General features: G+C 71.6%; 11 protein-coding genes. 7 read left to right on the forward strand and 4 right to left on the reverse strand.

Going from position 1 to position 12,474, the window contains the following annotated elements:
• Positions 1 to 14 precede the first annotated feature (14 nt).
• Positions 15 to 2,228 (reverse strand): bifunctional SulP family inorganic anion transporter/carbonic anhydrase, encoded by a 2,214-nt coding sequence (locus tag KFLA_RS12560; RefSeq protein ID WP_148256622.1) that lies wholly within the window; start codon positions 2,226 to 2,228, stop codon positions 15 to 17.
• Between the two features lie 278 nt (positions 2,229 to 2,506).
• On the opposite strand from KFLA_RS12560, the gene KFLA_RS12565 reads away from it, so the two are divergent.
• Both KFLA_RS12565 and KFLA_RS12570 read left to right on the forward strand, forming a co-directional pair.
• Entirely contained in the window at positions 2,507 to 3,280 is a 774-nt protein-coding gene (locus KFLA_RS12565) for an SDR family NAD(P)-dependent oxidoreductase (protein WP_012920167.1), read from the forward strand.
• A gap of 14 nt (positions 3,281 to 3,294) precedes the next feature.
• Positions 3,295 to 3,699, forward strand: a complete 405-nt coding sequence (locus tag KFLA_RS12570) for a MerR family transcriptional regulator (RefSeq protein ID WP_012920168.1) — start codon at positions 3,295 to 3,297, stop codon at positions 3,697 to 3,699.
• On the opposite strand, the gene KFLA_RS12575 is transcribed toward KFLA_RS12570, so the two are convergent.
• A complete protein-coding gene (locus KFLA_RS12575; protein WP_012920169.1) occupies positions 3,680 to 4,417 on the reverse strand; it encodes a DUF427 domain-containing protein in 738 nt (245 codons plus the stop codon). The two genes, KFLA_RS12570 and KFLA_RS12575, sit on opposite strands and share 20 nt — an antisense overlap.
• Before the next feature lie 289 nt (positions 4,418 to 4,706).
• On the opposite strand from KFLA_RS12575, the gene KFLA_RS12580 reads away from it, so the two are divergent.
• The gene (locus KFLA_RS12580) at positions 4,707 to 6,185 is read left to right on the forward strand and encodes a lysyl oxidase family protein (RefSeq protein WP_012920170.1); all 1,479 of its coding nucleotides are present in this window, start codon (positions 4,707 to 4,709) and stop codon (positions 6,183 to 6,185) included.
• 54 nt (positions 6,186 to 6,239) lie between these two features.
• On the opposite strand, the gene KFLA_RS12585 is transcribed toward KFLA_RS12580, so the two are convergent.
• Entirely contained in the window at positions 6,240 to 7,772 is a 1,533-nt protein-coding gene (locus KFLA_RS12585) for an MFS transporter (protein WP_012920171.1), read from the reverse strand.
• A gap of 109 nt (positions 7,773 to 7,881) precedes the next feature.
• Between KFLA_RS12585 and KFLA_RS12590 the strand changes: the two genes are divergently transcribed.
• On the forward strand, positions 7,882 to 8,772 hold the full coding sequence (locus KFLA_RS12590) for a LysR family transcriptional regulator (RefSeq protein WP_237706787.1): 891 nt from the start codon (positions 7,882 to 7,884) through the stop codon (positions 8,770 to 8,772).
• A 95-nt stretch (positions 8,773 to 8,867) separates the two neighbouring features.
• Here the strand turns inward: KFLA_RS12590 and KFLA_RS12595 are convergent, their stop codons facing one another.
• Complete coding sequence (locus KFLA_RS12595) at positions 8,868 to 9,713, reverse strand: UbiA family prenyltransferase (RefSeq protein ID WP_012920173.1); 846 nt, start codon at positions 9,711 to 9,713, stop codon at positions 8,868 to 8,870.
• A gap of 18 nt (positions 9,714 to 9,731) precedes the next feature.
• Here KFLA_RS12595 and KFLA_RS12600 point away from each other — a divergent pair, with 18 nt between their 5' ends.
• From KFLA_RS12600 to KFLA_RS12610, 3 genes are read left to right on the forward strand one after another with little or no spacing between them, the layout of a single operon-like run.
• Positions 9,732 to 10,775: a type III polyketide synthase gene (locus KFLA_RS12600; protein ID WP_012920174.1), complete on the forward strand. Its 1,044-nt coding sequence runs from the start codon at positions 9,732 to 9,734 to the stop codon at positions 10,773 to 10,775.
• Positions 10,775 to 11,302 (forward strand): isoprenylcysteine carboxyl methyltransferase family protein, encoded by a 528-nt coding sequence (locus KFLA_RS12605; RefSeq protein WP_012920175.1) that lies wholly within the window; start codon positions 10,775 to 10,777, stop codon positions 11,300 to 11,302. The genes KFLA_RS12600 and KFLA_RS12605 overlap by 1 nt, the downstream gene beginning before the upstream one ends.
• Entirely contained in the window at positions 11,299 to 12,318 is a 1,020-nt protein-coding gene (locus KFLA_RS12610) for an NAD(P)/FAD-dependent oxidoreductase (RefSeq protein WP_012920176.1), read from the forward strand. Before KFLA_RS12605 ends, KFLA_RS12610 begins: the two co-directional genes overlap by 4 nt.
• Positions 12,319 to 12,474: the final 156 nt, after the last annotated feature.

Consider the following 12,474-nt stretch of genomic DNA (forward strand, 5'->3'; position numbering starts at 1 on the left):
GCGGAATCGGGGGGTCAGCGGTCGGCGGGGGCAGCCGCGGTGGCCAGTTCCTCGTCGGCGCGGACCAGGTAGGGGTCGCGTTCGAGCACCAGGCGGGCGGCGGCCGCGCCGATGTCGAACCAGAGACCGACCAGCTCGAGCCGGCCTTCCTGCTCGGCCTTGCGGACACAGGCGAAGCTGCGCAGGTTCTCCAGCTGGACGGCGACGTTCGCCACCGACAGCTTGTCCGCGGGCGACAGCCGTACGCCGGTCGCCGGGTCGGCGATGTCGGGCAGCGCGAGGGCCCGGCGGATCGACGGCTCCAGGTGCCGCAACCAGCTGCGCAGCCCCGACCCGTCGTCCGCCGACCCGTCCAGCACGGCGGCGGCCGCACCGCAGTGCGAGTGGCCGCAGACGACGATCGAGGTCACGCCGAGCACCTCCACGGCGTACTCGACCGCGGCGTCGACGGAACTGCTGTTCGCCCCGTGCGGCGGGACCAGGTTGCCCACGTTGCGGACGCAGAACTGCTCGCCCGGACCGGTGGTGGTGATCAGGTTCGGCACGATCCGGGAGTCCGCGCAGGTGATGAACAGCTGCGTCGGCCGCTGGCCGTCCGCCGCGAGCTTCGCCATCATCGGGCGGATCGAGTCGGCCGACTGCTCGAACTCGCGGATGCCGTCCAGCATCGAGGCGCGCTGGTCGGGCTCCGGCACCAGCCGGCGCTGCTGCCACGGAACCAGCCAGCGCGGGCGGGCCGAGTCGCCGTTCAGAGCGGCCCGGAACGCGGCCCGGTTGACCTCGACCGAACCGCCGCGCGCGACGTGCCCGCGCCGCCAGTCCTCGATCGCCTCGTACGCCGCGTGGTCCAGGTGGTCGACCTGGAGCTGCACCCGGACGGCGGCACCCGTGGGAATGGTCCGCAGGGTCCGCACCAGCGAAGCGACGCCGAGAAAGACCAGCGTGCCCTGGATCCGGACGGTCCAGACGCCGTTCTCCTCGGTCGCGGTGACGGTGGCGCGAGCCAGCCGGTAGAGCACCCGCCCGACCGCGAGCACCAGGCCGGCCAGAACGCCTTCGGCCAGACCGAGGGCCGCGACGCCGCCCGCGGTCACGACGTACACGAGCAGTTCGTCGTGGCGGCGCAGGGTGCGGATGTGGGCGAGCTGGACCAGCCGGAGCCCGGTGACGAGCAGCACGCCCGCGAGAGCGGCCATCGGGATGAGCTCCAGCAGCGCGCCCGCCGCGAGCACGAAGGCCGCGATCCACAGGCCGTGCATCATCGTGGAGGCCCTGCTCCGGGCCCCGGCCGCGACGTTGGCCGTACTGCGCACGATCACGCCGGTGACCGGCATCCCGCCGAGGGCGCCGGAGACCGCGTTCGCCGCGCCCTGACCGATCAGCTCGCGGTCCAGGTTGGTCCGGCGGCCGTTGTGCAGCTTGTCCACGGCAACGGCCGAGAGCAGCGACTCGACGCTGGCGACCAGCGCGACGGTCAGCACCGCGGTGGCGAGACCGAGCGCGCTGCCGGTCGGCAGCGTGGGCACGATCAGTTCTTGCAACGGGTTGTCCGGCAGGTCGACCCGGGTCACCTCGACCATGAACACCGCGGCCAGGGCGGTGACCGCGACGACCGCGACCAGCGGCGCCGGCACGGCTTTCACCCTGGGGATCCGGGGCCAGACCAGCAGGATCACCACGGTGAGCACCCCGACCAGGACGGACGCCGGATGGTGCGCCATGAGCTGGGCCGGAAGCTCGGCGAGGTTGGCGATCAGCGAGCTCTGCGCCTGCCCGCCGAGCACGACGTGCAACTGCTGGACGGCGATGGTGATGCCGATGCCCGCGAGCATGCCGTGCACGACCGCGGGGGACAGCGAGAGGGCGAGCCGGCCGATCCGGGTCACGCCGAGCAGGATCTGCAGCAGGCCGGCGACGCAGGTGATGCCCGCGGTGGCGGCCCAGCCGTACTGGCTGACCAGTCCGGCGACGACAACGGTGAGGCCGGCGGCGGGGCCGCTGACCTGCAAGGGGGAGCCGCCGAGCGCGCCGGCGACCACGCCGCCGACGACGGCGGCCACGAGCCCGGCGATCAGCGGGGCTCCGGACGCCGCGGCGATGCCCAGCGAGAGCGGGATCGCGATCAGGAAGACCACCAGCGAGGCCGGCAGGTCATGACGGACGATGGACCTCCACGAAATCTGCTCGGTGGCAGGCTCGCGCGGAGGCGGTGAGTGGGAAGTTGACATGGTCGGCACGGGTCCCTCCGGCGTCGGTGCACAGAAGCATCAGAACGTCGAAACAAAGAGTGTCGATCTGGTCACTCATAGTACCCAGTGGCACAAGGCCGGACGAGCCGAAATGGTTGCCCACGGCGCACGTCAGCGGCACCGTGGCGAAATCGTTGCCTACCGCACGGATTCCGGCCGGCCGGACAGCTGCCGGTGACAGTCCGGACACCGGTCGTCGACAGCTCGGGTGAGCCCGGCCGCACTACGATCGGACCAGCCGAACCGGGAGAGAGTTGATGGATCTTCAGTTGTCAGGGCGGACCGCGGTCGTCACCGGTGCCAGCAAGGGGATCGGACTGGCCTGCGCGGAGGCGCTCGCGCGCGAGGGGGCGACGGTGACCGGGATCTCGCGTGATCCCGGCAATCTCGCCAAGGCGCAGGCGGAGCTCGCGGCGAAGGGGCTGAGCTACGCCGCCGAGGCCGTCGACCTCACCGACGCCGACGCGACCGCGGGGGTGTTCGCGCGGATCGGCGTACCGGACATCCTGATCAACTGCGCCGGGGCGGCGCGGCGGACGCCGGTCGACGAGCTCGACAGCAAGGCGCTGCACGCGGCGATGGAGGCGAAGTACTTCACCTACATGCACGCCACCGAAGCGGTGATCCGGGGCATGGCCGAGCGGGGCAGCGGCGCGGTGGTGAACGTGGTCGGCCAGGGCGGCCGGGCCGCGAACCCGCTGCACATCGGCGGCGGCGCGGCCAACGCGGCGCTGATGCTGGCGTCGGTCGGCTACGCCAAGGCGTACGCCGGACGCGGCGTCCGGGTCAACGTGATCAACCCGGGCCTGACCCGCACCGGCCGGGTCGACGAGGGTCTCGAAGCCGCGGTCCGGGCGTCGGGCCGGCCGAAGGAGGAACTGCTCACCGAGATGGTCGCCGGGATCCCGATGGGCCGCGCCGGCGAGCCCTCCGAGGTCGCCAACGTCGCCGTCTTCCTGGCGTCCCCGCTGGCCGGCTACGTGACCGGCGCGATCATCACCATGGACGGCGGCGTCACCTCCGCGATCTGACCCCGGGAGGGCCCATGGACCCCCGCCTCGGCATCGGCGACCTGGCTGCCCGGTGCGGCGTCGCCACGCACGTGCTCCGGCACTGGGAGGACGTCGGCCTGCTGTCCCCCGCGGCCCGCGTCTCCGGCCGCCGCCGGTACGACGAGTCGCACGTCGCCCGGGTGGTGATGATCCAGCGCGGCAAAGCGGCCGGTATGAGCCTCGAGCAACTGGGCCGCATGTTCGACGCATCCGGCGTCGCCGAGCGTCGTGCGGTGCTCGCTGAGCAGCACGCCAAGCTGGACGAGCGGATCCGCGCCGCCCAGGAGTCGAAGCGACTGGTCGACCACGCACTCAGCTGCGAAGCCCCGGACTTCGTCGAGTGTCCGCACTTCCAGCGGCTGGTGGCAGAGCTGAGCGTCAGTTCGAGAACGGGGTGACCGGGCGGGCCACGGGGACACCGTCGACGGTGAGGTCGAGCTTCTCGGTGAAGAAGGCGACGTGGCCGGCAATCGGCAGCAGGGCGGCGGTGGGGAAGTCGTACGACCAGGCCAGGTCCGGATGCAGGGTGTCGGTGCGGATCGACCAGTACGCCGACGTGCGGCCCTTGTACGGGCAGGCAGTCTCGGTGTCGCTCGGTTCCAGGTGGTCGAAGGCGACGGCGGTCCGGGGAAAGTAGTGGCGCGGCGACAGACCGGTCTCGAAGACGATCACCGTGGACGTGGAGTCGGCCAGCACGACGTCGTCGAGGCACACCCGGACCCTGCGCCCGGACTTGAGCGCGTCGCACCGGCTGTAGGGGTTACGCGGGTGGACAAAGACCTCCTCGTCCTCCTCGAACCAGCTGTCGAGCGCATCCCATTCGAACCGCACCAGCCCCGCGAGCGGCCCGTCGTCGTACAGCCAGGCCCGGCCCGCGCCGGCGGTGTGCACCCGGCCGACGCCGAGATCCGACGGCCGGGTGTCGCCGGTGTCGGCCAGCACGCCGCCGGCGACGTCGGCCACCGGGATGTAGTACTGGGGGAACGGTGGGATCTCCCAGACGTACTGCGCACTGGTGGTGTCCAGCACGGTGCGGCCGCCGAGCGTCGCGCGGATCCGGCGCGGGACAGGGGCGAGCTGGCCGGGCGGGACGATTGCTTCGGGGTAGTTGCTCATCCGATCAGTACACGGCGCGGGGCCGGCCCAGGGAAGGCCGGCCCGCGGTGTCGCTGCGGATCAGCCGGTGTAGGCGAGGAACTGACATGTGCATCACTGTCCGTGAAGGCGTGACGCAACTGGGTGACAACTGAGACAAACCCTTGTCCGGGTCGTGGACGTCGTACAGCCGTCAGGGCTCAGTGGTTCCGTGTGAGGCGGACCAGGCCCGAAACGGGAGGGGTTCATCATTTTCGTCTCGAGGAGAAACACCCGGACGGCGCTCGCGCTGGCCGGTGCGGCGTCGCTGGTGCTGGTCACCGCCGGCGCGAGTGGGGCCGCGGCGCAGCGCACCGCCGAGTCGCCGCTGAAGCTGGTTGCCGGGAGCAACAGCGTGACGTTGGAGCGGTACCAGGACGACGGCGTCAACCTGGACCTGGGCACCCACCTGGTGGCCGGCAAGGCGCCGGTCGAGGTCCGCGCCACCAGAGCGTCGTACCACGATCCGATCGTCGCGCACCAGTTGGTGAACGGCCGGCCGAAGGCGCTGCCGAAGGGCGCGGTCACCGACTTCGCCGGGCTCGGCCGCTTCCTGCACGTCACCGTCACCGATGCGACCGGCAAGAAGGTGGTCGACCGGGACCAGACGGTCTGCCTGAACGGCGAGGGATCGCGGACCAGGCCGGACGCTCCGGACACGTCGCCGTACCCGGACGGCTGCAGTGCGAACCCGTTCACCGTCGGCGCGGTGTGGGGACTGCAGGGCGGCTGGTCGGCGAGCACCTTCAGCTACGACACCGAGCCGGTCGACCTGCCGGTCGGCACGTACACCGCGAAGGTGAGCGTCAACCGGGCCTACCGGGACTTCTTCAAGATCCCCGCCTCCGACGCGAGCGTCTCGCTCGCGCTGACCGTGAAGGAGGCCGAGGACTGTGGGCACGGCACGGTCGAAGGCTGCCGTGCCGCCGCCGAGGGCAAGGCCGTCAAGCTCCTGCCGGGCGCTGCGAAGGAGCCGGACGTCGCGCGCGCCACGGGAGCAGCGCCGACGCCGAACGCGCAGCGGCCGGCCGGCAAGGCCAGTGTGCCGAAGGGGCCCAAGCCGGATCTGCGGGCGCTGCCGGCCTGGCAGATCAGCGTCCAGCCCGGTGAGCAGGGCACGCCGAACGAGGGCAAGGACTTCCTGCAGTTCTCCGCGAACGTCTGGAACGCCGGTCCGTCCACACTCGTGCTCGACGGGTTCCGGCAGCCCGGCAAGGACCTGATGGACGCGTACCAGTACTTCTACGACACCAGCGGCAAGCAGGTCGGCTTCCAGAAGACTGGCACGATGGAGTGGGACGCGCGCGACGGTCACAACCACTGGCACTTCACCGACTTCGCCCGGTACAGCCTGCTCAACGCGACCCAGTCCGAGGTGGTCCGGAGCCAGAAGGAGGCGTTCTGCCTGGCCGCGACGGACGCGATCGACTACACCGTGAAGAACGCCAACTGGCACCCGATGAACACCGACCTGCACACTGCTTGCGGCAACCAGGGCTCGCTGTCGGTCCGTGAGGTGCTCGACGTCGGCTCGGGCGACACCTACGTGCAGTCGCTGCCCGGTCAGTCCTTCGACGTCACCGACCTGCCGAACGGCACGTACTACGTACAGGTTGTCGCCAACCCGGAGAAGCGGCTGTTCGAGGCGAGCACCGCGAACAACGAGTCGCTGCGCAAGGTCGTGCTCGGCGGTACGCCGCAGCACCGCACGGTGCAGGTGCCGCCGGTGGGGGTGATCGACGCGCCGTGACCGGGAACCCGTCGCCTGCCGCCCGGCAGCTGGCCGGCAGGCGACGGGTGGTCCTCACCGGTGCAGCGGCTTGCGCCGGGGCCGGGTGGGGCGGCTGTGCGGATCGGGTTGCCGGTGCCGGCGGCGACCCAGCAGGAAGGGGCGTGGGCGGGACGGAACCGGCGGTTCGGGCCGGATCACCTGGACCGGCAGCTGCTCCAGCCCGAGCCGGACCGGAGGCGGCCGCCACGGCGAACGGGTGCTGCGGACAACGACCACGCGGAACCGGCCGGCCCGCGCCAGTTTGATGCCGACCGCAACCGTTGCCACGGCCGGGACCAGACCGGCCAGCAGCAGGCTGGTGCGGGCGCCCCAGTGCTCGGCGATCGCACCGACGGTCGGACCGCCGATCGCGCCGCCGCCGATGAACACCAGGTTGTAGATGCCGGCGACCCGCCCGCGCAGTCCGTCCGGCGTGGTCAGCTGGACCATCGACTGGGCGGCGGTGAGGAACATCAGCGTCGCCATGCCGAGCGCGCACAGCAGCGGCAGGAAGGTCCACAGCGACGGCTGGACCGCGGCAACGATTTCGGTGACCGCGAGGATCGCCGCGATGCCGACCAGGTTGCGCAGCCGGGTGGGCCGGATCCGGCGCGCCGACAGCAGCGCCCCGGCCAGCGAGCCGACCGCGACCACCGAGTTCAGTACGCCGTACCCGGTGGCGCCGGTGTGGAAGACGACGTCGGCGAAGGCGGTCAGCGTCACCGGCAGGCTGATCGTGAACATGCCGAAGATGCCGACCAGCACGATCGCCCAGCGCACCGCCGGCTCGTGGAAGGCGTACCGGACGCCGTCGCGCAGGCCGTCGCGGATCCGCAGGCCCTGGCCGGCCGTCCGGGCGGCGTGCAGGCCGGGCATCTCGTGCTCGCGCATCATCAGCAGCGCCGAGATCGAGCCGAAGAAGGTGATCGAGTTCAGCGCGAACGCCCAGCCCGCGCCGACCGTGCCGAGCAGCACGCCGCCCAGCGCAGGGCCGATCAGGCCGCCGAGCTGGAAGGTGGAGGACACCATGCTGATCGCGTTGCGCAGCCGCCGCTTGCCGACCAGTTCGGTGACGAAGGACTGCCGGGTCGGGTTGTCGACCGCGGTCGCCAGGCCGAGGACGAGGGCCAGCGCGTAGACCTGCCACACCTTCACGTCGCCGGCGAAGGCCAGGACGGCGAGAATCGCGGCCAGCGCGCCCATCGTGGACTGGGTGACCAGCAGGACGCGCCGCTTGGGGAAGCGGTCGGCGATCACGCCGCCGTACAGGCCGAGCAGGAGGGTGGGCAGGAACTGCAGGGCGGTCGTGATGCCGACCGCGGTGGCGCTGCCGGTCAGCGTCAGCACCAGCCAGTCCTGGGCGATGCGTTGTACCCAGCCGCCGGTCGAGCTGACGAACAGGCCGCTGACCAGCAGGCGGAAGTTGCGAACCTCCAGAGCGGTGAAGGTTTCCCGGAAACCGGGGCGCCGCTGCGTCGGCGGCAACTCGTCCGGCGGGGTCTTCGGGGTGGTGCGGTGGGTGTGGAAGTCGGGGACAGGGACAGAACCGGTGGCCCGGGTGGTCAAGAGTCAACCCTTACGGAGTGGACGTGTCAGGGGAGGTCTGCTCCATCCTCATCGGTCCGGGCCGGATTCCGACAGCGAATTACTCCTATTAGTCTTATTGCGTCTCACTATGAGAGGGAAATCGATGGCCTACGACCCCGACCAGCTGCGCACGTTCCTGGCCGTCGCCCAGTCGCTGAGCTTCACCCAGGCGGCCGAGCGGCTCGGTATCCGGCAGCCGACGGTGAGCCAGCACATCCGCAAGCTGGAGGCCGCGGTCGGCCGGCCGTTGTTCGTGCGCGACACCCGGACGGTGACGCTGACCGCGGACGGCGAGGCGATGGCCGGCTTCGCCCGGACGATCCTGGCCGCGCACGAGGAGGCGATCGGCTACTTCACCGGCTCGGAGCTGCGCGGCCGGCTGCGGTTCGGGGTGACCGACGACCTGGCGCTGACACCGCTGCCGCGGATCCTGCGCGACTTCCGTCAGCTCTACCCGCGGATCGACCTCGAGCTCACCGTCGCGCAGAGCCCGAACCTGCTTCGCCGGGTCGAGTCGGGTCACCTCGACCTGGCGTACGTGAAGCACAGCGTCGGCGCGGGCTACGAGCCGAACGGCCGGCTGGTTCGTCGCGACCCGCTGGTCTGGGCGGGCATCGAGGGGACGCGGATCGCGCCGGACGGGCCGGTCCCGCTGGTCGCCTACCAAGCTCCGAGCCTGAGCCGCTCACTCGGTGTCCAGACGCTCGAACAGGCCGGGCGCTCCTGCCGGATCACCTGCATCGTCCGCGGCGTCAACGGCGTACTGGCCGCGGTCCGGGCCGGTCTGGGCATCGCGATCTTCGCCCGTTCGCTGATGCCGGCCGACCTGGTCGAGCCGCCGCCGAGCGCCGGCCTGCCCGATCTCCCGCCGATCGACCTGGTGCTGATCACCAATCCCCGCGCCGCCAAGGAGCCCGCCGAGGCGCTCACCGCCGCGATCCTCGGCAGCAACGCGCCGCTGAAACCGGCCGCCACCTGACCGCATGCGAGTGCCGCCGCGGGGAACCACAGAGCCTCGACGTCGCTGGGAGGCGAGCATGGTGGTGGAGGGGAACCGCAGGAGGACCGGACCGGTCAGGCCACCAGCGTGTCGCCGCGAACGACCAGGACGACGACGCTGACCACGGCGACGGCGATGGTGAGCAGGAACGGCGCCCGGGACCAGGCGACGATCACGGCGAGCAGGACCGCGACGACGGCCAGCGCGATCCAGCCGGCCGCGCCGACCGGGCCCGGGGGAGCGACTGTCAGCAGGACGGTGGCGGCCGCGAGCGGAAGCGGGGCGAGCAGCCGCGCGGCCGGTCCGAGTCGTTGCGGCCAGCCCCGGACTCCGGTGGCCAGGTCGTCGGCCAGATCCGGTACGACGTTCGCGAGGTGCGCGCCGACGCCGAGCAGGGCCGTCGCGGTCGTCGCCCACCACGGCGCCCAGCTCCCGACGGCGCCGAAGGTGACGAACGACGGCAGCGCGCCGAAGCCCACGGCGTACGGGAGCCAGGAGATCGGGGTCGACTTGAGACCCAGGTTGTACGCCCAGGCGCAGGCGACGAAGAGCAGGTGGGCCAGGCCGGCCGGGACGCCGTTGCCGAGCGACAGCGCGATGGTGGCGGCCAGCATGACCAGGGCGCCGGCCCACAACGTGCGACGACTCACCAAGCCCAGCACGACCGGCTTGTCCCGGCGGTTCACAATGGTGTCGCGGGCGGCATCAATCGCGTCATTGCTCCAGCCGATTGAGAGGTGGCCGGTGAGGATCGTTGCGGCGACGAAGAGACATCCGACGAGGCTGCGGCCCGCGGACCAGGCGATGACGGTGACCAGGGCGGTGACGGCGACGGTCGGGCCGGGGTGGCAGGCCAGCGCCAGCCCTTTGAGGGTGCGGCCGATCGAGCGCGCTGCGGGGTTCTGCGGGAGCCGGCTCACCGAAGCAACGATGCCACGATGACGCGGATCGCCGCGGTCCAGCCCGCGTTGCCGCCGTACCGGTACGCGCAGGCCGAGCTGACCGACGCCTTCGCCGAGCTCTGCCTGCCCGACGGCAAGGGGCACGCCCTGCTGCGCAGGCTGCACGCCAACGCCGGCGTCTCCCACCGCAACCTCGCCATCCCGCTGGAGCAGTACGCCGAACTCAAGGACTTCGGCGCCGCGAACGACGCCTGGATCGCGATGGCCGTCGACCTGGGCGCCGAGGCGATCGCCGGAGCGCTGGCGACGGCCGGGCTCGGGATCGAGGACGTCGACCTGCTGCTGTTCACCACCGTGACCGGACTGGCGGCGCCGTCGATCGACGCCCGGGTGGCGACGCGGCTGGGGATGCGCGAGGACGTGAAGCGGCTGCCGCTGTTCGGGCTGGGGTGTGTCGGCGGCGCGGCGGGCATCGCGCGGCTGCACGACTACCTGACCGCCTGGCCGTCGCACGTGGCGGTGCTGCTGTCGGTGGAGCTCTGCTCGCTGACGCTGCAGCGGGACGACTCCTCCCTGCCGAATCTCGTCGGCGGCGCCTTGTTCGGCGACGGCGCGGCGGCGGTGGTGATGACGGGTGCCGAGGTCGAGGGGACCGGGCCGTCGGTGGTGGCGACCCGAAGTCGGCTGTACCCGGACTCCGAGCGGGTGATGGGCTGGGACGTCGGGGCGGGCGGCTTCCGGATCGTGCTCGGCGCCGACGTGCCGGAGGTGGTCCGCAAGTACCTCGGCGACGACGTCGCGGCGTTCCTGGCCGGGCACGAGCTGACCGTGCCGGAGATCGGGACGTGGGTCAGCCACCCCGGCGGGCCGAAGGTGCTCGAGGCGGTCTCGGAGACGCTGAAGCTCCGGCCCGGAGCGCTCGACCTGACCTGGAAATCGCTCGACGCCGTCGGCAACTTGTCGTCGTCGTCGGTGCTGCACGTGCTCGGTGACACCATGACCCTGGATCCTGCGGGTCCTGGGCTGCTGCTGGCGATGGGCCCGGGGTTCTGTTCCGAGCTCGTTCTGCTGGAGTGGTGATGGAAACGTCTTTGTGGTGGTACGTCGTCCTGGTGCTGCTGGTCGGCCTGGAGCGGGTGGCCGAGCTGGTGGTGTCGCTGCGCAACGCGAAGTGGAGCTTCGCGCAGGGCGGGGTGGAGTCCGGCAAGGGGCACTACCCGTTCATGGTCGTGCTGCACACCGGGTTGCTGGCGGGCTGTCTGGTCGAGGCGATCGTGGCGGACCGGCCGTTCGTGCCCGAGCTCGGCTGGACGATGCTGGCCGTCGTTGTGCTGGCTCAAGGCCTGCGGTGGTGGTGCATCACCGTGCTCGGGCGGCAGTGGAACACCCGGGTGATCGTGGTGCCAGGGCTGTCACTGGTTGCCGGTGGCCCTTACCGCTGGATCCGGCACCCCAATTACGTGGCCGTGGTGCTGGAAGGCGTCGCGCTCCCGTTGGTGCACACGTCCTGGGTGACGGCGGTCGTCTTCACCGTGCTGAATCTCCCGCTGCTCGCGGTCCGCATCCGGGCTGAGGAAGCGGCGCTGGACACCGCGCTGACCAGGTGATCGATCTGCTGGTGGCCGGTGCGGGTCCGGCCGGAGCGGCGACGGCCATCCGGGCGGCAATGGCCGGGCTGGACGTGGTCGTGGTCGAGCCGCGCGAGGCGCCGATCGACAAGGCGTGCGGGGAGGGGATCGCGCACAGCGCGGTGGAGTACCTGGCTCGGCTGGGCGTCGAGCTGACCGGTCGGCCCTTCTACGGGATCCGGTATCTCGACGGGTCGCGCTGCGTCGACGCCCGGTTTCGGGCCGGGCCGGGACTCGGCGTACGGCGTACTGAGCTGCAGCGGGGCTTGCACGATCGGCTGGCGGCCTTGGGAGTGCCGGTACTGCGGGAGCGGGTCGGCACGGTGCGGCAGTCAGCCGAGGCGGTGACAGCTGCGGGCATCACTGCTCGCTATCTGGCCGCAGCTGACGGGCTGCACTCGCCTGTACGGCGGCAGCTTGGGCTTGGGGCGACTGGCCGGCCGGGGGAGGTGCGGCGGGGGTTGCGGCAGCACTACGCGATCAAGCCGTGGACTGACCTGGTGGAGGTCTACTGGTCTTCACTGGGTGAGGCGTACGTGACGCCGGTGAGCTCGTCGACTGTCGGGGTCGCGGTGCTCACGGCTGAGCGTGGGTCGTTGGCGGCCCATCTGCAGGCCTTTCCGCGGTTGCAGGCGCGGCTGGAGGAAGCGTCGGCTGTGTCCGGCGTGCTGGGGGCGGGGCCGTTGCGGCAGCGCGTCCGGCGCCGGGTGGCCGGGCGGGTGCTGCTGGTGGGGGACTCAGCCGGGTATGTGGACGCGTTGACCGGCGAGGGAATCGCTGTGGCTCTGCGGACGTCAGCCGAACTGGTGCGGTGTGTGGCGGCGGATCGGCCGGAGGACTACGAGGCAGCCTGGCGGCGGGTGTCGCGGGAGTGCCGGCTGCTGACGGCTTCGTTGCTCTGGGCCCGCAACAGGTCGTTGCTCGCTCCCCGCATCGTGCCGGCGGCGGCGGCGCTGCCGGGGGTGTACGGGGCGATCGTGAACCGGCTCGCCTGAGCGGCGGGCTTCGATCGGCGGCGTTGGTCAGGCCTTGATCGGGCGGCTGCGGGGAGGAGATGCGCGAGGGCCCGGCGATCGCTCAGACAATCGCCGGGCCCCGCACGCCGCGGCCCGAGCTTCCTGGTGAAAAGCTCGGACCAAGCCGCCCCAGCC

It is taken from the genome of Kribbella flavida DSM 17836 (assembly GCF_000024345.1).
GTDB classification, from domain to species: domain Bacteria; phylum Actinomycetota; class Actinomycetes; order Propionibacteriales; family Kribbellaceae; genus Kribbella; species Kribbella flavida.

What these genes read in the sequence shown, in the direction of transcription:
- KFLA_RS12560 (WP_148256622.1), bottom strand. Translation starts at nt 2,228, where the DNA reads ATGTCAACTTCCCACTCACCGCCTCCGCGCGAGCCTGCCACCGAGCAG.
- KFLA_RS12565 (WP_012920167.1), top strand. Translation starts at nt 2,507, where the DNA reads ATGGATCTTCAGTTGTCAGGGCGGACCGCGGTCGTCACCGGTGCCAGC.
- KFLA_RS12570 (WP_012920168.1), top strand. Translation starts at nt 3,295, where the DNA reads ATGGACCCCCGCCTCGGCATCGGCGACCTGGCTGCCCGGTGCGGCGTC.
- KFLA_RS12575 (WP_012920169.1), bottom strand. Translation starts at nt 4,417, where the DNA reads ATGAGCAACTACCCCGAAGCAATCGTCCCGCCCGGCCAGCTCGCCCCT.
- KFLA_RS12590 (WP_237706787.1), top strand. Translation starts at nt 7,882, where the DNA reads ATGAGAGGGAAATCGATGGCCTACGACCCCGACCAGCTGCGCACGTTC.
- KFLA_RS12600 (WP_012920174.1), top strand. Translation starts at nt 9,732, where the DNA reads ATGACGCGGATCGCCGCGGTCCAGCCCGCGTTGCCGCCGTACCGGTAC.
- KFLA_RS12605 (WP_012920175.1), top strand. Translation starts at nt 10,775, where the DNA reads ATGGAAACGTCTTTGTGGTGGTACGTCGTCCTGGTGCTGCTGGTCGGC.